This window comes from Bacteroidales bacterium (genome assembly GCA_035342335.1).
Classification (GTDB): domain Bacteria; phylum Bacteroidota; class Bacteroidia; order Bacteroidales; family JAGONC01; genus JAGONC01.
This window is the reverse complement of the sequence record DAOQWY010000004.1, coordinates 185243-205900: the sequence shown is the minus strand read 5'-3', so window position 1 is coordinate 205900 and position 20658 is coordinate 185243. Positions and strand designations below refer to the sequence as shown.

At 51.4% G+C, this 20658-nt stretch carries 18 protein-coding genes; 11 read left to right on the top strand and 7 right to left on the bottom strand.

Going from position 1 to position 20658, the window contains the following annotated elements:
• The 3 genes from PKI34_03730 to PKI34_03720 form a co-directional block, all read left to right on the top strand.
• Positions 1–2559: hypothetical protein (locus tag PKI34_03730; GenBank protein HNS16914.1), on the top strand; the 2559-nt coding region annotated here is incomplete at its 5' end.
• Positions 2556–2948 carry a phage holin family protein gene (locus tag PKI34_03725; protein ID HNS16913.1) on the top strand — a complete coding sequence of 131 codons (393 nt, stop codon included), beginning with the start codon at positions 2556–2558 and terminating at the stop codon, positions 2946–2948. The genes PKI34_03730 and PKI34_03725, both read left to right, overlap by 4 nt.
• Positions 2945–3406: a pyridoxamine 5'-phosphate oxidase family protein gene (locus PKI34_03720; GenBank protein ID HNS16912.1), complete on the top strand. Its 462-nt coding sequence runs from the start codon at positions 2945–2947 to the stop codon at positions 3404–3406. Before PKI34_03725 ends, PKI34_03720 begins: the two co-directional genes overlap by 4 nt.
• Here PKI34_03720 and PKI34_03715 read toward each other — a convergent pair.
• The 4 genes from PKI34_03715 to PKI34_03700 form a co-directional block, all read right to left on the bottom strand.
• Positions 3403–3981: a phosphatase PAP2 family protein gene (locus PKI34_03715; GenBank protein ID HNS16911.1), complete on the bottom strand. Its 579-nt coding sequence runs from the start codon at positions 3979–3981 to the stop codon at positions 3403–3405. The two genes, PKI34_03720 and PKI34_03715, sit on opposite strands and share 4 nt — an antisense overlap.
• A gap of 128 nt (positions 3982–4109) precedes the next feature.
• Entirely contained in the window at positions 4110–5105 is a 996-nt protein-coding gene (gene obgE, locus PKI34_03710) for a GTPase ObgE (GenBank protein HNS16910.1), read from the bottom strand.
• 66 nt (positions 5106–5171) lie between these two features.
• A complete protein-coding gene (locus PKI34_03705; protein ID HNS16909.1) occupies positions 5172–5753 on the bottom strand; it encodes an adenylate kinase in 582 nt (193 codons plus the stop codon).
• Positions 5754–5871: 118 nt separating this feature from the next.
• Positions 5872–6414, bottom strand: coding sequence for a phosphoribosyltransferase family protein (locus PKI34_03700; GenBank protein ID HNS16908.1), 543 nt, complete (start codon positions 6412–6414; stop codon positions 5872–5874).
• A gap of 107 nt (positions 6415–6521) precedes the next feature.
• Here PKI34_03700 and purE point away from each other — a divergent pair, with 107 nt between their 5' ends.
• Positions 6522–7043 carry a 5-(carboxyamino)imidazole ribonucleotide mutase gene (gene purE / locus PKI34_03695; GenBank protein HNS16907.1) on the top strand — a complete coding sequence of 174 codons (522 nt, stop codon included), beginning with the start codon at positions 6522–6524 and terminating at the stop codon, positions 7041–7043.
• 56 nt (positions 7044–7099) lie between these two features.
• On the opposite strand, the gene PKI34_03690 is transcribed toward purE, so the two are convergent.
• Together PKI34_03690 and PKI34_03685 are read right to left on the bottom strand one after the other, a co-directional pair.
• Positions 7100–8326 carry a pitrilysin family protein gene (locus PKI34_03690; protein ID HNS16906.1) on the bottom strand — a complete coding sequence of 409 codons (1227 nt, stop codon included), beginning with the start codon at positions 8324–8326 and terminating at the stop codon, positions 7100–7102.
• Positions 8323–8787: a hypothetical protein gene (locus PKI34_03685; GenBank protein ID HNS16905.1), complete on the bottom strand. Its 465-nt coding sequence runs from the start codon at positions 8785–8787 to the stop codon at positions 8323–8325. The genes PKI34_03690 and PKI34_03685 overlap by 4 nt, the downstream gene beginning before the upstream one ends.
• Before the next feature lie 157 nt (positions 8788–8944).
• Here PKI34_03685 and PKI34_03680 point away from each other — a divergent pair, with 157 nt between their 5' ends.
• Positions 8945–10522: a pyruvate kinase gene (locus PKI34_03680; GenBank protein HNS16904.1), complete on the top strand. Its 1578-nt coding sequence runs from the start codon at positions 8945–8947 to the stop codon at positions 10520–10522.
• A 121-nt stretch (positions 10523–10643) separates the two neighbouring features.
• Here PKI34_03680 and PKI34_03675 read toward each other — a convergent pair whose 3' ends face one another.
• On the bottom strand, positions 10644–12659 hold the full coding sequence (locus tag PKI34_03675; GenBank protein ID HNS16903.1) for a T9SS type A sorting domain-containing protein: 2016 nt from the start codon (positions 12657–12659) through the stop codon (positions 10644–10646).
• Positions 12660–13077: 418 nt separating this feature from the next.
• Here PKI34_03675 and PKI34_03670 point away from each other — a divergent pair, with 418 nt between their 5' ends.
• The 6 genes from PKI34_03670 to PKI34_03645 all read left to right on the top strand — a co-directional run bounded on the left by PKI34_03670 (position 13078) and on the right by PKI34_03645 (position 20614).
• A complete protein-coding gene (locus tag PKI34_03670) occupies positions 13078–14526 on the top strand; it encodes an LptF/LptG family permease (protein HNS16902.1) in 1449 nt (482 codons plus the stop codon).
• A complete protein-coding gene (locus PKI34_03665) occupies positions 14523–15728 on the top strand; it encodes a glycosyltransferase family 4 protein (GenBank protein HNS16901.1) in 1206 nt (401 codons plus the stop codon). Before PKI34_03670 ends, PKI34_03665 begins: the two co-directional genes overlap by 4 nt.
• A 78-nt stretch (positions 15729–15806) precedes the next feature.
• Complete coding sequence (locus tag PKI34_03660) at positions 15807–17033, top strand: glycosyltransferase (GenBank protein HNS16900.1); 1227 nt, start codon at positions 15807–15809, stop codon at positions 17031–17033.
• 55 nt (positions 17034–17088) lie between these two features.
• Complete coding sequence (locus tag PKI34_03655) at positions 17089–17445, top strand: DUF4870 domain-containing protein (protein HNS16899.1); 357 nt, start codon at positions 17089–17091, stop codon at positions 17443–17445.
• Between the two features lie 8 nt (positions 17446–17453).
• Entirely contained in the window at positions 17454–18821 is a 1368-nt protein-coding gene (hisS, locus tag PKI34_03650; GenBank protein ID HNS16898.1) for a histidine--tRNA ligase, read from the top strand.
• 266 nt (positions 18822–19087) lie between these two features.
• Positions 19088–20614, top strand: a complete 1527-nt coding sequence (locus tag PKI34_03645; GenBank protein ID HNS16897.1) for an aromatic amino acid ammonia-lyase — start codon at positions 19088–19090, stop codon at positions 20612–20614.
• Positions 20615–20658: the final 44 nt, after the last annotated feature.

The following is a 20658-nucleotide window of genomic DNA, read 5'->3' as shown; positions in this document are numbered from 1 at the left end:
CAACTGATCCTGCACGAGTACCGGCACGTTCAGCAAATCGAAAAAATGCACCAGGGATTTACCAGGGGGCTTTATTACCTTCTGGGTGAGCAGGCTGCGGCTGCCATGATCGGCCTGTTCGTTCCCTTCTGGTTCCTGGAAGGTGATGCCGTGGCCGTTGAAACCGGCTGGTCTCACTCCGGCAGAGGCAGGGATCCTTCGTTTACCATGCCGCTGCGGGGTCAGCTTGCGGCCCACGGGATCTATTCGTATGATAAAGCCGTCTATGGCTCTTATAAAGATTTCGTTCCTGACCACTATATCCTTGGCTACCACCTGGTGAGCACCTCAAGGATCCGGTATGGACCGGAACTCTGGGACCAGACGTTGAACACGGTGGCACGCAGGCCTTTTATGCTCGTCCCGTTCAATTACACACTGAAAAAGATCACCGGTATGCCCAAGGCAGCATTGTACCGTTCCATCCTCGCCGGTCTTGATTCATTATGGAAATCCGACAGCCTCAATCCGATTGACTCTGAATTACAGAAAGCACAACGTAGCGGGCCAATCACCACAAATAACCATGAATCACCATCCATAACCAAAATAGCCTCCGCCAGCCATCCGACCTACACGAACTACCGCCACCCGGCTGAAATTCCGGGAAGGGGCATCCTGGCAGAGAAAAGCAGCCTGGACGATGTGAACCGCTATGTCGTCATTGACCCGGAAGGAAACGAGTCGGTACTGCATACCCCCGGATTTAATTTCAGCCAGACTCTTTCCGCCTCAGGTGACCTGGTGGTCTGGTCGGCCCTGAAGCTGGATCCGCGCTGGGACAACCGAAGCTATTCCGTGGTCAGGTTATTGAACATCCGCACCGGGGAATGCCGGGAGCTGACCCGTCGCACGCGGATCTTTGCCCCTTCGCTGTCTCACAGCGCCAGCCAGGTGGGCGCTGTGGAGCTGGATGCCCTGGACGACAGCCATCTGGTCATCCTGGATGCAGCCACGGGGGAGATCCTCCAGCGAATCCCCGCAACCGGAAATACCTTCCTGATGACGCCGTGCTGGATGGAAGGCGACCGGAAAATCGTCACGATCGGCGTTTCTGAAAAAGGTAAAGCGGTCCTTGTTTGCGATCTGTCATCCGCCACCTGGACAAACCTCACCCCCTGGTCGTTCACAGAACTCTATAAGCCTCACCCGGCCGGACAGTACGTTTATTTTACGGGAGGTTACTCAGGGATCGATCAAATCTATGCATTGGACACCTCCGGTTCAGGGATCTACCAGGTAACCCTGGCATCCCTGGGTGCCACGGATGCCTTCGTTACGGCAGATAACCGCACTCTGTACTATTCCAGTTATACGGGCGACGGATACCAGATCGAACGGTTGCCACTGAACCCTGATGAATGGATGCTCCTTGAAATGCCGGCCAGTATCCTTTCCCCTGTCGCCGACTCGCTGACAGCCATGGAAGAATATGTTTTCGATTACGCTCCTCTTGCCGATTCACATTATATTTCCAAACCTTACCGGGATGGCGCGAACCTGTTCAATATCCACAGCTGGGGTCCCTTTTCCATCGATGTGGATAATCAGGAGGCTTACCCGGGCGTATCCGTAATGTCCCAGAATAAACTCAGTACGACGTTCACGACGCTGGGGTACCGTTATGATCTGAACGAAAAAGATGGAACCTGGTTCGCTGATTTCAGCTACCGGGGTCTCTACCCTGTATTCGATCTTACCTATGAAATCGGCAAACGGAAAAGCTCTTACCTGGACACGCAGGAGAACGAGGTTGAATATTCGTGGAGAGAGGATAATCTCAGGACATTGATCAGGATACCTTTCCAGTACCTGCTTTCAAGGTGGATCTTCGGGTGGCAGCCCACAGCCGGAGTTACGTTGATGCATATCAATCACGGGGAAAACATTCCGCCCCGGTTTCCCACAGGTACGTTCCAGGTGATGGAATACCGGTTGCTCCTTTACGGGCAGACAGAATCTTCCTACCGTGACCTGTATCCACGCTGGGGACTGACCCTCGATGTGAATTTCAGGCACACTCCTTTCGGAGGACGCTCGCTGGGTACGATCGGTTCAGCCGAAGCCTTTGTGTATCTGCCCGGTTTTGTAAAGCACCACGGCATAAGGCTCTATACCGGTTTACAGCTGAAAGATCCCGGTGAATACCGCTTTGCCGACCTGATCAGCTATCCCCGTGGGTATTCAGCTATTTACCTGGATGAAGCCTTCAGCTTCTCTGCAGGTTATAAGTTCCCGTTCTGGTATCCCGACCTGTCACTTGGTCCGGTTGTCTACCTCAAACGGCTGAAAGCGGCTGTTTTCTGGGATTATGCGAAAGGGGAGCATACCGGCAGCAAGCAGCAGGTGGTCAAGGAAGATTATCAGTCCGTGGGGATCGACCTGACAGCCGATATGCATATCCTGCGGTTCCTGGCACCTTTTGACCTGGGGCTGAGAACCATTTACATCCCCGAGGCGTCGGACTTTCAGTTTCAGTTCCTGTTTTCAATGGATGTCAACTCATTTTATAAGGAGTGATCCCTGAAACCACTACCTTTGAAACCAAATTGAATACGACCATGCGTTTCATCCTGAAAATCCTGATCTCTTCGGTGATCATCCTGCTGACCGCCTACCTTTTGCCTGGCGTGCATGTTGACACCATCTGGACAGCGATTCTTGTGGCTGTCGTACTTGCTCTGCTGAATTTCTTCCTGAAGCCGCTTTTCATCATTCTGACGATCCCTTTCACCATTCTGACCCTGGGATTGTTCCTGCTGGTGATCAACGCTGTCATTATTCTGATAGCGGACCACCTGATCGGAGCGCGTTTCGAGGTGGACGGATTCTGGTGGGCATTGCTGTTCAGCCTGATTATTTCTGCTATCAATTCACTGATCAACACCTGGAAAAAGCATTCCACATGAAAAGCCGTACCCTTGATTCCCGACAAGCTATAAATGAGATCATCCATAAATGCGAGGTCTGCCACGTCGGAATGGTTGATGCGGAAAACAAGCCATATGTTTTACCGTTCAATTTTGGTTACGAGGACGGGATTATCTATTTGCATTCTGCCCCGGAAGGGAAAAAAATAACCATTCTCGAACAGAATAACAATGTCTGCATTGCCTTCAGCACCGATTATGTGCTGCGTTACCAGCACCTGGAGGTAGCGTGCAGCTGGAGCATGAAATACCGCAGCGTGCTGGCATACGGCCGTATCGAATTCATTGGAGACCTTGTGGAAAAAACGCGGATCCTCAACCTGATCATGCAAAAATATGCCGGGAAGGAGTTTGCGTTCAACAAGCCGGCCCTGGTGAACGTAAAGGTATATAAATGTGTTGTGGAGCGGTTTGAGGGAAAAGTTTACGGTTATTAAATCCCAGATTTATTTGGAATTTTTAAAGCGTAGTGGCAGATGATGGCCACTGCCAGTCCCAGCATCGTCCCCAGCATCGCTCCTGCCACCACGTCACCGGGATAATGGACCCCAAGATAGACCCTGCTGTAGGAAATGATGGCTGCCCAGAACAGGATCAGGGGCGTGAAATATTTCCATTTCTGTCCCAGAAACGGGATCAAGAAAACAGCAATGGCGAAATGATTCGTGGCGTGGGAAGACACAAAACTGAACTGTCCGCCGCATTTGCCGTTGACGGTATGGACAATGAATGCCAGTGCGGGATCATGGCAGGGCCTGGGCCGCTGAAAGATGTTCTTGAACAGGAGTACGGATGACTGATCACTCAGAAACATCAGGATGGCCACGAACAGCATGATCATTATTGTTTGTTTCTTATAGTACCTGATGAGGAAATAGATCAGCAGCAGGTACAGCGGGATCCATATCAATTTGTCGCTCAGCCAGTACATCACTGTATCCCAGAAGGGGCTGTGCCAGCCGTTGATAAGGAGAAAAAGATCCTTGTCGATCTCTTTTATTCTTTCAATCATGATACTAATAATCATTATTGAACAAATAAATCCCAATACTCAAAATCCCAAAGTCCAAACAAATTCCAAGACCCAAATTCCAAACCAGCTTTCCGCAGACCTGCAGACCTGAGAACCTGAAGACCCTGCTACTCCTGATTCAACTCCCTCCAGAGCAAATCCTTCAGCCGGTACAGTCCCTTTCGGGTGAATGAAGATATGAAAACCGAAGGGAGTTCGGGCAGCTCTCTTTTCAGTTCCCGGATCAGCTCCTCATCAGTCAGGTCGCTCTTGGTCAGGGCCAGGATGCGTGATTTATCAAGCAACTCGGGATTATATTGCTCCAGCTCGTGAAGCAGGATGCGGTACTCTTCTGAGATTGAATTTTGGGAATCTACCGGGATCATAAAAAGCAGGACGGAGTTGCGTTCGATGTGGCGAAGGAACTGCAAACCCAGTCCCCTCCCCTCGTGTGCCCCTTCGATGATGCCGGGTATGTCGGCCATGACAAATGACCGGTGGTCGCGGTAACGAACGATTCCAAGGTTTGGCTGCAGGGTCGTGAAAGGGTAGTCAGCTATTTTCGGCTTGGCCGCTGTGAGTACCGAAAGCAAAGTTGATTTTCCGGCATTGGGGAATCCGACCAGTCCGACATCAGCCAGTATTTTGAGTTCCAGGATTTTCCACCCTTCAATCCCCGGTTCTCCCGGCTGAGCAAACCGTGGGGTCCGATGGGTCGGGGATTTGAAATGATCATTCCCCAGTCCGCCCCGTCCGCCCCGGAGCAGGATCACTTTCTCGCCGTGTTGTGTGACCTCGCATTCGATCTCTTCTGTATCTGTATTGCGTGCCACCGTACCCAGTGGTACGTCAATGACCACATCCTCTCCGCTGGCGCCGGTGGAGAGCTGCCGGCCACCGGGCTGGCCATCACCTGCCTTGAGATGTTTCGTGTACCGCAGGTGCAACAGGGTCCACATATCGCGATTGCCCCTGAGGATGATGTCGCCTCCCCTGCCACCATCACCGCCATCCGGTCCGCCGCGCGGATTGACCCGGGTGCGGTAAAAATGGACAGATCCCGCCCCTCCGTTCCCCGAACGGCACCAGATCTTTACATAATCCACGAAGTTCGGATTTGACATGGGATGGGTTGTTATTAGTCAGCAGTCAGCAGTACTAGGTTATTGAAAATGCCGACCGCTGACTGGCTACCGGCTACTCAAAGATACATCAATCTCCTTACAGAGCCTGCCAAAAATCTCCTCAATCGTCCCCTGCCCTGCAACCGCACGGAATTTTCCCTGTTTCCTGTAATAATCGATCAGTGGCCTGGTCTGTGTCTGGTAAACATTCAGCCGGTTGGCGATAACTTCCCGGGTATCGTCCTTCCTTCCCTCCCGCTCCGCACGGATCAGCAGCCGGGTGATCAGTTCCTGGTCTTCCACCTCCAGGGCAAGCGTAAGGTTCACCTTTTCACCATCCTCCTCCAGAAGGTCGTCAAGATCAGCAGCCTGTCGAAGCGTTCTCGGAAATCCGTCAAAAATGAATCCCCTGCCACCATCATATTTATGCATGGCCGAACGCAGAAGATCGATGAGCAGTTCATCCGGAACCAGCTCACCCTTTTCAATGATGCCCTTTACCCGCAATCCCAAAGGCGTCTCATCTCTAATTTCACGTCTGAAGATATCGCCGGTTGAAATATGCGCCAGATGATATTTTTCTGCAATCTGAATGGATTGCGTCCCTTTTCCCGCTCCCGGCGGTCCAAATAACACTAAATTAAACATAATCTCCTGTTTATCAATTAATAACTACAAATAACTATAAATAACCAACAATGACCATGAATGACCATGAATGACATTTAATGAGTATGAAGCATGAACTATGAAACATGAACTATCATTATTCCGTGCGGATTAAACGGTACAATGCCGGGTGATTTCGTCCGAATCCATCATAATCCAGTCCGTAACCCACCACAAAATCCGGCGGGATATCCATTCCCTTGTAATCAATCCGGAAATCTTTCCGGAACGCGTCAGGTTTGAAGAACATGGCAGCAACCCTGACATCTGCTGCTTCCATCTTTTTCAGCATCTGGATGACGTGCTCAATGGTGATACCGGTATCAACAATATCTTCCACGATGATGATGGTACGGTCCTTAACCACTTCTCCCAGTCCGATAAGCTCCCTGACCGTTGATGTGGTGGTCGTCCCTTCATAAGACGCCAGTTTGACAAAGGTGATATCACAGTCGAGGTTGATCCTTCTCAACAGGTCGGAGGCAAAGATGAATGCGCCGTTCAGGATGACAAGAAAAAGAGGTACTTTTCCGGTCATGTCCCGGTTGATCTGCCTGGAGATTAATTTGACAGCCCGCTGTATCTTTGCCTCAGGAATAAACGGGCTGAATTCCTTGTCCTTGACCTTGATCGTTTTCATGGAGCAGGAGGGTTTGAACGTTCAGGAACATTTCTTACAAATATAGGACTTAAGAATGACCAGACAAGAAAATAACATAAATTTGTTCGTCCAAAATGCAACAGAAAATGAAACCACTGGTGAGTATCCTTATGGGCAGTACCTCCGATCTGCCGGTGATGGAAGAGGCTGCCAGGGTCCTGGATGAGCTGGGGATCCCCTTTGAAATGAATGCCCTGTCGGCTCACCGGACACCTGAGCTGGTCGAAGTTTTTGCACGAAGCGCCTGCCATCGCGGAGTAAAAGTGATCATCGCAGGTGCGGGAATGGCGGCCCATCTGCCGGGCGTCGTTGCTGCCCTGACACCGCTGCCCGTCATTGGCGTTCCCATCAAAGTCACCCTGGAAGGACTGGATGCTGTTTTCTCCATCCTGCAGATGCCTCCGGGCATTCCCGTGGCAACGGTGGGAATCAACGCTGCCAGAAATGCCGGAATACTGGCCGCCCAGATCATTGCCACCGGCGACAGTGATCTTATGGAAAAGATCACCCTCCTGAAACAGGATCTGAAAAAGAAAATCGAGCAGGCCAATCAGGAACTGCAAAAAGTGAATTTCAAATTTAAGTGCGCTTCCGAAAAAAATTTCTGAGTCCGGCCGGAACGGAATGATCCGTTCACGGACCCTGAACCATTACAGGCTTCCGGTTATCTCGACAGAAAGGTCAGGCGGCTCATACGGCCGGGATCGAACACTTCATTGGCAATGTCCAGCAGCTGACCTGCCGTGACCGATTCAATCTGGCCGCACATTTCTTCAAGCGATTGCACCCTGTTCATCACCAGGATGCTCTTGCCCATCGACAACATCCTGCCCAGGTTGGATTCCCATGCAATGGCCAGCTGTCCCTCAAACTGCCGGTGGGCGATGTTCATCTGGCTGGGGCCCAGCCTGATCTTCCGGAGCTTTTCCAGTTCAAGGTCAACATAGTGCAGGGTCCTGTCGAGCAGTCCGTTCTCTATCCCCAGGTAGATGGTCAACAGGCCCGTATCGGTATAGGGCGTGTAGCCTGATTCGATATTATAGGTGAGGCCATGCTTCTCACGGACGGAGAGGTTCAGCCTTGAGTTCATCCCGGGCCCGCCCAGGATGTTGTTCAGCAATGCCATCGGCGTCCGGCGGGGATCACTGAATTCGTATGCTAGGTTTCCTATGATGCAATGGGTCTGATAGGTACTTTTCCTGACCTGCCTGGCCACCGGTCTGTAATCTGAAAAAGCCCTCCTTTGAAGGGGCTGATCCCCTGAAGGTAGGTTCTCAAAGTATTTGCTGACGATCCTGATCAGCTTGGAAAAAGAGATGTTCCCGACAGAAGAAATGACCATCTGGTCAGGAAGGTAATGGTGGTGGATGAACTGCCTGATGTGATTTTGCGTGAACCGTTTCAGGTTCTTCTTCGTTCCCAGAATATTTCTTCCCAGGGGGTGACCGGCAAAGACCAGCTCTTCAAAATCGTCGAAGATCTGTTCCGAAGGAGCGTCCTTATAAGAGCTTATTTCATCCATGATGACCGTTTTCTCTTTGGCCAGCTCTTTATCCGGGAAAACCGAACAGAACGTGATATCATAGATCAGCTCCAGTACACGCTCGTAGTATGCTTTCTGAAAGGAGGCATAGATGCAGGTTTCTTCCTTTGTTGTGAACGCATTCAGGTCAGCCCCTACATTTTCAAGGCGGCTGAGGATATGGTAGACCTTGCGCTTTTTGGTACCCTTAAAGATGGCATGCTCAATGAAATGAGCCAGTCCGTGTTCCTTTTCATCCTCATCCCTGCTGCCGGCACCTATGTAAATGCCGCAATGGGCCACCGGACTGTCAGCCGGTGCGTGAACAAGCCTGATCCCATTGGGTAATCTGTATTCGAAATAATTCATCGGGGGTAATTTTCATCGAAATAAATCCAGAAAAGCGGCATGTAACCCATCCACTCACCGGTTTCTGTGTACCTGCGGAGGACCGGTGCAATACCTACCACTTTCTTGGTGATCCCGAGGGATTTGGGATCCATGTACCATTCTTCCAGGAATCGAAAGCGGGTTATATCCTGAAAATTGATCCTGCGCTCGACAACAGTGTCATAAAAGTCGTAGGGTGGCACTGTCCGCTGAAACGTAAGCGTGTCGGCCTGAAATCCGATTTCCCTCACCTGCTGCGGAGTCAGCGGTTCGTTAAAATAACTGAAGGTTCTCACCTTCCCCTCATAAGCGGCATCCATCACTTGCCGGATGAATACTTCTCTTTTGGAACCTTCAATGTTCTGGACCCACCAGTCAAAATCCGGATCCGGACTTTTAATATCCACGTCATACTGGATCCGTTCGGTGATGAGGACCATTTTACGCGATTGAGAATGATTGCATGATATGATAAATAATGTCAAAAGACATGAAATCGTAAACAATGATTGTTTCATAATGCAGGGATGTATTAAGCGCAAATTTGGATAAAATTCTTATATTTACAGCAAGTTCACTTTACTTCCCTTCAAACCTATGAAAATCAAAGCCCAAAAGATCGATGAGCTCATATCCAGGCTTGATCTGATCGTTAAAGAGACCACGGCTTTTAAGAAGAAGTACGCCAGTGAATTAGCCGCCGTCCATCCCAACTATAAATACAGCGCACTGAACCTTGTTCACTATCTTGCCTTACGGAATCACGATATCCGGGATCTGCAAAAAAAACTCGGGTATCTTGGTTTATCACGGATGGCCAAAACGGAGCCGCACGTGATGGCGAGTCTGAACCATACCCGCCTGATGTTGAACCGTCTGAAAGGCAATCTGGATGACATCCCGGGCAAGCAGGCCATTTCGATCAAGAAAAGCATCAAACTGATGCGGTCCAATACCAGGGCTCTGTTTGGCAACAGGCCGCAGGGAAGGCGAACCCGGATCATGGTAACCCTTCCTGCGGAAGCTTCTACGGATTATCCTCTTGTACTGCAGCTGCTCCAGGAAGGGATGAATGTTGCAAGGATCAATTGTGCCCACGACACCAGCGAAGTCTGGGAGGGGATCATCGTGAACATCCATCAGGCAGAAAGGGAAACAGGCAAGTCGTGCAAGATCGTTATGGACCTTGCAGGTCCTAAATTACGGACCGGATCCATTGTCGCTCCACCTGCCGCTGAACACACGCCGGAGCAGAACGATCCACACAGAGCCTGCACACCGGAGGAAACCAGGGCTGGAATCGCTGCAGCTACTCCTTACATCCTCCTGAAAACAGACGACACCCTGGTACTGCACAGGGATCCGGCCCCGGGAGAGCCTGCCCGGACGGACGATACCGGGACGGTGATCCAACCGGCTCACATTTCCTGTACCTTCCCCTCCATTTTTGAGCGTGTAAAGGCCGGCGAGCCTATCCTGTTTGATGACGGGAAAATAGCCGGTACCATCCAATCGGTCTCTGACGGGGAGATCATCCTGCGGATCACACGTGCCAAGCCTGCCGGCAGCAAGCTCCGGGCCGACCGCGGCATCAACCTTCCGGAAAGCGACCTGTCGCTGAGCGGCCTGACCGGCAAGGACAGGCAGGATCTGGAATTCATTGCACACTATGCTGACATGGTCAATCTTTCGTTTGTGAACGATCCTTCCGCCGTTCAACGGCTGCTGGATGCGCTGGCCGGACTTCACGCCGAAATTGGATTGATCGTCAAGATCGAAACCCGCAAAGGGTATTCTAACCTTCCCGGGATCCTGCTCACTGCCATGAAGACCTATCCGGTTGGTGTGATGATTGCACGGGGTGACCTGGCCATTGAATGCGGGTGGGAAAACATGGCCCGCATCCAGCAGGAGATCCTGCGCATCTGCGAGGCAGCCCATCTTCCTGACATCTGGGCCACACAGGTCCTTGAAAACCTGGCCAAAAAGGGATTGCCCTCCCGGGCGGAGATCACTGACGCTGCCCTGTCGCAACAGGCCGAATGTGTGATGCTGAACAAAGGAGACCATATCTTTGAGGCCATCCGGCTGCTGGATACCATCATTCGGGATACGGAAAATTACCAGGATAAAATGGCACCCTTATCCCCCGAGCTGAAAACATCGCTGAAATAAAAGAGAGGCTGCCCTGAAATCCGGACAGCCTCTCTTTTAAAGTACCCCTCCCCCGTCCCCTCCCCTGCTGGCAGGGGAGGGGTGCAGGGGTAGGGTATACTATTAACGGATCTTTACACGTTTATTCAACGACCATCTTCTTTGTGATCTTTTCATCACCGGCTTTAACTGTGTAGAAGTAAACTCCTGATTTCAGGGTCCTGGCATCGATCACCATCCGGTGCTGGCCCGCACCGACGTTGCCCAGATCCTGGGTATACACCTTCTGGCCCATCAGATTGTAGACCTCCATGCTCAACGTTGTTGATTTCTGGAGTGTCACAAATACTTCCGATGTTTTGCCGAAGGGATTCGGGAAGTTTTGTGAAACGGATGCGATGGATGTTTCGGGTTCATCGATTCCGACCGGGGCGATGAATTCATATTCCCAGCCCTTGATATACCAGAACTGAACCTGCAGTCCTGCATCAAGCTGTCCAAGGTCATTTTTACCCAGCTCCTGATAAACAAACGGAATCTCACAGGTGATCACGTTACCGTCCACTTCCGAAGCTACCCAGTGCGACATGGTGCCGTCGAAGGCAGCCACCCAGGCCTGGGTGCCCACCGTGACGTTCACCATATCGGTGTATTCCTTTTTATCCACATCGTAGGAACAGACAAAGATATCCGGATTGGTGTTGTCTTCAAGGCTTTCCCAGTCCGTGTCGTTGCACGAGAAGAACAGGTATTTGCCGGTGACATCGGAAGCAATATATGGTCTGTTATTTTCACCTACGGTGTTCGTGACACCAACATCGCCCTGCCAGGACTTGTTGCGGTAGAGAAGTTTTGCGTCAAAGGTTTCACCTCCGTCCTCTGAAAAGATATGGAAGGTGGCCCAGTATTCCGGATAGGCGTAAATTCCACCCGGTGCGGCCAGGATGACCAGGCCGGTCATATGGGGATTACCGTAGGCATCAACAGCCAGACCTGATGCCCAGCCCATATAATACCAAACGGTGTCACGGTCAAAACCTTCTGAATAATCTTCCGTATTGAGGAGGGATGTGTCAGCGATGAAACCCTCACCTTTAATGGCGTCAATGCCATCATATCCGCCTAAAAGAACGTGAACAGGATCCTCCCAGGTTTGTCCGCCATCCGTCGTTTTGATGAGGAGGGGGTGGTAGTTATTGGATTCCTGCGGATCGCCTTCCGAAGGGGTCATGATGCAGATGTATCCGGTTTGGTTATCGGGCCCGAAAGCGACTTTCACATCGTTTACGGCATCTCCTTCGCTCATGACTTCCAGCAGTTCCCGCTCATAGATAATATCATTTTCCCCGGCATCCCACTGTCCATGCCAGATCTGAATGTTGCCGTCGGTCACACTGCCCTCTCCCTCGCAAACCGTAACATTCTGGTCAACGAACCACGCGTGGCCATCCAGCGTAATGGTAAAAGCGCTCCCGACTTCATTCTGCCATTCCGAATCGGAAGAATAGTTGGTCTGGGTCGGTGAAGGCGGATAGCAGTTGGTGAGCAGGTTGGCGCCGTGAGCCACACCCCCCCAGGTACCATCGCAGGAATTGGAATAGTCAATGACCGGGATGAAATAGGTATAGACCGCATTATCCGGATCGGTATTTCCGTCGGGATTCAGAATGGCTCCCTGGGGATAACGTCCTGATGCCAGGGGATAGAGTTGTCCGGCCGGTGCAGGTCCCAATGGTTCGTAAACCAGCAGGTCATTGGTCCAGCTTCCGTTGACTCCGCCGTTCCACGATACATCATAGGAAATACGCGCCGCACCGTAGGTATCCGGTTCAACGATCGCCCGATGGGTGAAGGCAACGGAATTGATCCGGGGATCAACCCAAAGATACGTCCTTGACTGGTTATAAAGGCCATAGGCATTGCCTGATTTCCCGATGGGAATGAAGGTAAGGTTCCGTCCGGCTACCGAACTCCGCGACACCACAGGTTCATTGTGGTAGACGGGTCCCATCGACTCCTTTTCAGGGGCCAGAATCATCTGATAGTTGGCTTTCCCGATATACGGATCCGGCTTGTACAAATGCTTCGTGGTGCCCGTCTGCGCAAAGGCTGCACAGGAAAGACACATAACAAGACTAAAGAGTAACACTTTTTTCATGATCATTCAATTTTAATTTAACATTTGATTAACGATATGTTCAATGATTGATTAAGCAATGAACTACAAAACTACAAAAATAACATTTACAAAAATTTTTATCCCGCCTTCAGCGGAAAAAATAATGATTTTATTGCTTTAAAGTCGTCAATATTTGACATTTTAATATATTTTTGTTATATTTATAGCATTCCCAAACCCATCGCTTCACGATATTTATCGTGACTGGACTGTTCAGTAAGTGCAAGCACCGGGGATCAATTTAATCCCCCTCCCCTGCCAGCGGGGGAGGGGGACGGTGTAAGTTACATTGGATTATTTTCTTTGATCATCACCTGACTATTTCGGTATTTTTGGCGTTTCTATTTTTTGTCACGGGAATATTTTTAACTTTGTTAAACACGAGCACCCCTTTCAGATGAAGAAGGTCAGCAAACTGGTTCTGAGATCCTATGCCGGGCCCCTGGTCCTGACCTTTTTCATTGCGCTCTTTGTTCTGCTGATGCAATTTTTATGGAAATGGGTCGACGAACTGGTTGGAAAAGGACTTGAATGGAACATTGTCGGGGAACTGCTTTTTTACGCTTCAGCCACTTTTGTTCCCCTTGCGCTTCCCCTGGCCATACTCCTGGCTTCCCTGATGACCTTCGGAAACCTGGGCGAACGCTATGAGCTTGTGGCCATGAAAGCAGCCGGTATTTCCCTCCGGAGGATCATGATGCCCCTGGTCGTTCTTTCGGTGGCGATCGCCATCGGTGCGTTTTTCTTTTCCAACATCATGCTCCCGATCGCCAACCTGAAATTCCGAAGCATCCTGTATGACGTGCGTCAGCAGAAGCTGGCCCTGAACATACCGGAGGGGATCTATTACAACGGCATCGACGGGTACACGATCCGGGTCGGGCAAAAGGAAAAGGATGAAAAGACGCTCCACGACATCATGATCTACGACCACAGCGACAGAACGGGAAACACCAGCCTGACGATGGCAGACTCGGGCCTGATGGAAATCACCCCCGACAAACGCTATATGGTGCTTACCCTGTTCGATGGCATAAACTATTACGAGGACATGGACCGGAAAACGTTATCATCACGTCCCTTCCGGCGTATAAAATTCACGGAAAGCAAGCACAGGTTTGACCTGTCTGCTTTTTCGATGGTCCGAACCGATGAGGAACTTTTCAGAAAGAATTACCAGATGCTCAACATACGCCAGCTGGAGGAGGCGACGGATTCACTGAAAATGCAGAAAAACGGTAAAACCAGTGAGTTTGCAACCAACTTTCTGTCCAATTACTCCCACTTCCGGTATAAATATGACACAACCGGAGCCACGGCACCCGTGCCCGATTCAGTTTATCATTGGGAAGGAGCGTTCCTGGATCAGTTCACCCCCGAGCAAAAGCTTCGCATCATTGAAAACGCCCTGAATGCCACCCGGAACATCAGGGTCAACATCGGGTACCAAAAGGATTACGTGGATGAGAAAAACCTCTCCATCATCAAGCACAGGATCGAATGGCAGCGCAAATTCACCCTTTCGTTTGCCTGCGTCATTTTGTTCTTTGTCGGGGCGCCGCTGGGGGCGATCATCCGAAAGGGAGGCCTGGGGCTGCCGCTGGTGGTTTCGGTCATCCTTTTTGTGATGTACCACATCATTTCCACGACAGGATTCAAATATGCCAGGGAAGGGGTGCTGACCCCTTTTGAAGGAATGTGGCTCGCCTCCGCCGTTTTTCTTCCCATCGGCATCTTCCTAACCTACAAGGCAACTACGGATTCTCCCCTGATGGATACGGATTCCTGGAAAAAACTGATCCTGAAAATCATCTCCGTCGTCTACCGAAACAAATCATTTTCATGAACATACTCATCCTGTGCAACAAATCACCGTTCCCTCCGAAGGAAGGAGGACCCATTGCCATGAATGCAGTCATTGAAGGACTTATCCGGATGGGCCACCGCGTCAGGGTGCTGGCGGTCAATACGAATAAGTACTTCGTGAAAATGGATGAGATCCCGAGAGACTACCGTGAGCGCACACGCATTGAAACTGTTTACATCGACCTGTCGATCAGGCCTGTCGAAGCCTTCCTGAATTTATTCTCCCGCCAGTCGTATCACATCCAGCGATTCATCTCCGGTGAATTTGAACAAAAACTAATCGAGATCCTCAGCCAGGAGGAATTTGACATCATCCAGCTGGAGATGCTTTACCTGACTCCGTATTTAAAAACGATCCGGAGGTACTCCAAAGCGAGGATCGTCCTTCGTGCACATAACATCGAGCACCGAATCTGGGAACGCATTGCCTGTAATTGTAAGAATCCGCTGAAGCGGATCTACCTGGGACATATCTACCGGACACTGAAACGTTATGAGCTCAGCGCACTTGAACAGTTCGATGGCATCGTTGCGATCACCCGCAATGATGCTTCCTTTTTCCGTAAGACCGGCACCCGGACTCCGGTGATCGACATTCCCTTCGGCGTTCATCTGCAGGATTATCCCAAACCTCAGGCCGCTGAATGCTCAACGCCTTCTCTGTTCCACATCGGAGCCATGAACTGGTATCCGAACATGGAAGGGATCCGCTGGTTTCTTGACCAGGTGTGGCCCTTGATCCACCGCGAATTTCCTGGGCTGACCTTCACACTGGCAGGACGAAATATCCCCGGGTGGATGTACAGCCTCCGGGTCCCGAAACTGGAAATCGTTGGGGAGGTTGAAGATGCCATGAAATTCATCCGGTCGAAATCCATCATGATCGTGCCGCTGTTCTCCGGCAGTGGCATTCGCATCAAAATCGTGGAAGGGATGACCGCTGCCCGAACGATCATTTCCACACCGGTCGGCGCAGAAGGAATCCACTGCGAGAACGGGAAAAATATCCTGTTTGCCAGCACACCGGAGGAATTCGTGGAGGCAGTCAGGTCCTGCATCCAGGATCCGGAAAAATGCCGGACGATCGGAAACAATGCGCGCGGACTGATCGAACAGGAGCATAACAATGACCGGCTCATGGAAAAACTTACTGATTTTTACCGGTCGCTCAGCATCAATTGAAATCATCACGGCAATGGAACAGGGTTTTTATTATTTTTGCCCGGTAAACAGTCTTTTCCCATTTAATGGCGTAGCAGAATGAAGTTGTTTGTTCTCTTGTCGCGGGTACCTTACCCCATTGAAAAGGGAGATAAGCTCAGAGCCTATCATCAGCTGCGCTATTTGTCGAAAAACAACGAAATTGTCCTCTGCGCACTGAACGATATCCGGCTGCCTGAAGGTACACTGGAAGCCCTCAGACCGATCTGCAGGGAGATCCACGTGATCAGGCTTTCCAAGCCCGGGATCCTGATGAACATCCTCCGCGCTTTCTTCACCGGTAAACCGCTACAAGTCGGTTACTTTTATTCACCGCAGGCCAGGAAAAAAATCCGGCAGCTCATCTCAGTGGCCCAACCCGACCATATCTATTGCCAGCTGCTGCGGGTTGCGGAATACGTAAAAGACCTGCCCCTGCCGAAAACGCTCGACTATCAGGATGTTTTTTCCAAGGGCGTGGAGCGGCGTATCCATACGTCCCCTTTCTATCTGAAGCCCGTTCTGAAACTGGAATACAGAAGACTGCTGAAGTATGAGGCAGACATTTTTGACCGTTTCGATCATAAAACGATCATCTCCCATCCCGACCGCGATCTGATCCCCCGGCCTGACAATGAAAAAATCGTGGTGATCCCGAATGGTGTCGACACGGATTATTTCAGTCCCCAGGCCGTCGAAAAAGAATACGAGGTGGTATTCATCGGCAACATGGGATACCCTCCGAACATCCAGGCTGCGGAATACCTGGCGCTTCAGATCCTGCCCCTGGTGAAGGAACGGATCCCGGGAGCACGGCTGGTTCTGGCCGGAGCCAGTCCCCACCCCAGGGTACAGGCACTGGCGTCGGATTCGGTCACTGTAACCGGGTGGGTGGAGGATATCCGGTCGTATTATGCCCGTGCCAGGATCTTCATTGCGCCCATGCTCATCGGTACGGGGCTTCAGAACAAGCTGCTCGAAGCCATGGCCATGAAAATTCCCTGCATCACATCATCCCTGGCCAACCAGGCGCTGGGAGCCGAAGATGGCACGGAGATCCTGGTCGGAAGTACAGCCGGGGACTTTGCCGGACATATCATCCGCCTGCTGGAGGATCCGGAAAAAGCCGAAAAATTGGCACAGGCGGGATTCCTTTTTGTGAAAAAACATTTCGACTGGGAATCGGCCACCCGCAAGCTGGAAGAGGTGATGGAGCAGCCTGTCCCCACGAAAGCGGGGATCAGCAGTCAGCAGTCAACAGTCAACAATAGAACAATAGAACAATAGAACAATAGAACAATTTAACAATTTGACAATTTAACAATTCTAATGTATCACCTTTATGACCGAACCTACACAACCCTCCGCCGAGGAACGCAACTGGGGCATGTTTTGCCACCTTTCCGCACTGGCCGGATTCATCATTCCCTTTGGAAACATCATCGGACCGCTGATCATCTGGCTGGTGAAAAGAGACCAATTTCCATTTGTCAATGACCAGGGCAAGGAATCATTGAATTTCCAGATCTCCATCCTAATATACCTCGCCGTTTCGGCGGTGCTGGCCCTTTTGCTGATCGGTTTCCTGCTGATGGCAGCTGTGGGAGTCTTCTGCCTGATCATGGTCATCCTTGCCAGTGTCAAGGCCAATGAAGGGGTTGCCTACCGGTATCCCCTGTGCATCCGCTTTATCAACTAAAACTGCCTATGCCTGAGAAACCAGCTCTTCCCAAAGGAACGAGGGATTTTTCTCCGGATGAGATGATCAGGAGAAATTTGATCTTCGATACGATCACTGCTGTATTCAAGCAATACGGCTACCAGCCCATTGAGACTCCTTCGATGGAATTCCTGTCGACCCTGCTGGGCAAGTACGGCGAGGAGGGCGACAGGCTCATTTTCAAAATTCTTAACTCCGGGGACTTTCTCTCAGAAGTCGGGGATCAGAACCTGGCCAGCTGTGAACCTGGCAAACTGGCCCTTCAGATCTGTGAGAAAGGATTGCGGTATGACCTTACGGTCCCGTTTGCCCGCTATGTGGTGATGCATCAGAACGAACTGACCTTCCCCTTCCGAAGGTACCAGGTGCAGCCCGTATGGAGGGCCGACAAGCCCCAGAAGGGACGTTACCGGGAATTTTATCAGTGCGATGTTGATATCATCGGCAGCCATTCACTTTTAAACGAGGCAGAGCTGATCCGGATCATCGACCGGGTCTTTTCCAGGCTGGGAACCGGGGTTCTCATTCGCATCAACCACAGGAAAATACTCATCGGGCTGGCTGAAATCCTGGGACTGACCGACCGGTTCCAGGACCTGACCACCGCATTGGACAAAACCGACAAGACGGGTATGGAGAATGCGCTGAAAGAGCTGTCGGATAAAGGCATAGCTCCATCCGTTCTTGACCGGTTGCGCAGGGTACTGCACCAGAAAGGTGACCACCAGGAGAAGCTCGACAACCTGAAAGAAGCCTTCGTTCATTCGCCCGCAGGCCTCCAGGGGATCCGGGAAACAGAAGAGGTATTTCAGTATTGTGAACCGGTGCTGCGGAAAGGTGAACTCCAGCTCGATCTTACACTGGCCAGGGGACTGAACTATTATACCGGCACCATCATCGAGGTGGTTCCCGCCAGCAGAAGCATCGGAAGCATCTGCGGCGGTGGAAGATACGACGACCTGACCGGGATCTTCGGCCTGGAAGGGGTTTCTGGTGTAGGAATATCGTTCGGCGCTGACCGTATTTACGACCTGATGCTTGAACTGAATCTGTTTCCCGAAACCGCTTCTACCTCCACCCGGGTTCTTTTTATCAACTTCGGACACAAGGAAGCCTTACGGTGCATGGAACTGGCCGATCAACTGCGCGATGCAGGGATCAACACCGAAATCTACCCTGACCTTGCCAAAGTGAAGAAACAGATCGCCTATGCCGATAAAAAAGGAATTCCCTACGTTGTGCTCATTGGCGAGAATGAACTGACCTCTGGGACCATCAGCATCAGGGATATGAAAAAGGGAGAACAATTTTCCACCTCTTTCGAAACATTTCTGAATAACCTTAAAACCCAATAATAACCAGTAATGACGCGAGGCCCGAAGGGCCGAGCAAATGACTATTTCATCCCATGCGTAACTCCATCCTCGAATTCAAGATCAAGATCAACCGTACCTCGCTTTATCGGTAGCCGGTAGCCAGTAGCCGGTAGCCGGTAGCCGGTAGCCGGTAGCCAGTCGGCAGCCTGTCCCGAGGAACTCAGTGACGAGGGATCGGCAGTCAGCAATAGAACAATAGAACAAGGACTAACAATTTGACAATTTGACAATTTAACAATTTATCAATGAAACCATATCATATCACAGGCAATAAACTAACCATAGAAGACATTATCAACGTGGCCCGGCTGGGTCAAAAAGTGGAGCTTCATCCTGAAGCAAAAGAACGTATCATTAAATGCAGGAACATGGTAGAGCGAAAGCTCGAGGCTGGCGAGATCATGTACGGGATCAACACCGGCATCGGAGAGTTTTCGGAGGTGGTCCTGACCGACGAACAGGTAAGCCAGTTCCAGCGCTACCTGATCTACAACCATGCGGCCGGCATTGGCGACCCGGCTCCGCTGGAGCATGTCAGGGCAGCCATGCTGTCGAGGGCAAACGTTCATGCCAAGGGGCATTCAGGGTGTCGCCTTGAGATCACGCAGACACTGGTGGAGATGCTCAACAAGGGCGTAACACCTCATGTTTGCCAGAAAGGTTCGGTGGGTGCCTGCGGCGACCTGGCCCCGATGTCGCAGATCGCCCTGCTGATGATGGGTGAGGGCAAAGCATACTACAAGGGTGAACTGCTGGAAGGCAAAGAAGCGTTAGACCGGGCCGGCATCCCCGTACCCGGACTGAAAGCGCGTGACGGTCTGGCCACCATCAATGGTTCCAACCTGCTGACCTCCATGAGCGCCATCTTCCTTTATGATGCCAACCGCTGGCTGAAACAGGCTGAGATTGCGGCAGCCATGTCGCTGGAGGCCCTGAAGGCCAATATGAAGCCTTATCTGCCCAAGCTGCACGAAGCAAGGGGATTCTCCGGGGCCATCCGGTCGGCCCGCGCCATTCGCAAGGTGGCCGAGCACGGAGATCTGGCCGAAAACCGGATCAAATGCAAGGTGCAGGATGCTTATTCGATGCGTTCCACCCCGCAGGTGATCGGTGCGGCCCACGATGCGCTGGCCTATGCACGCAGCCAGGTGGAGACCGAGCTCAATGGCGTGGGGGATAACCCGATCTTTTTCCCGGAAGAGAACCTGCAGCTTTCCGGGGCCAATTTCCAGGGTAGCCCGGTGGCACTACCCATGGACATGGCAGGAGCAGCCATCACCATGGTCAGCGTTCTGTCGGAACGAAGGATGAACCGCCTGAACAATCCGGCCCTGAGCGTAGGCCTGCCCGCATTCCTGACCAAGGGAGCCGGCATGTTCTCGGGCTTGATGCTCAGCCAGTACACGGCCGATATGCAGATCGTGGAACAACGCATCCTTTCCATGCCAGCCTGCATTCAATCCATACCCGCCGCTGCCGACCAGGAGGACTTTGTTTCGATGGGGATGAACACCGCCCTGAAGAACTTCCAGATCCTCGACAATGCCTATGGCATCCTGGGCATCGAACTGATGGCCGCTGCGCAGGCTTTGGACTTCAGAGAGTACACCTTTGGAACGGGAACCACCAGGGCCAAAGAGGTGATCCGCAAGCACGTGGCCTTCCTGGATGTCGACCGGCCACTCTATCCTGACCATAACGCCATGAAAGCACTGGTCCAATCCTGTGAGATCCTGGAAGAAGTTGAAAAGGTCATTGGAAGCCTGGAATAACCCTTGATGTGTTCCCTGTTCCTCCTGATCGCCTGGTTTATACC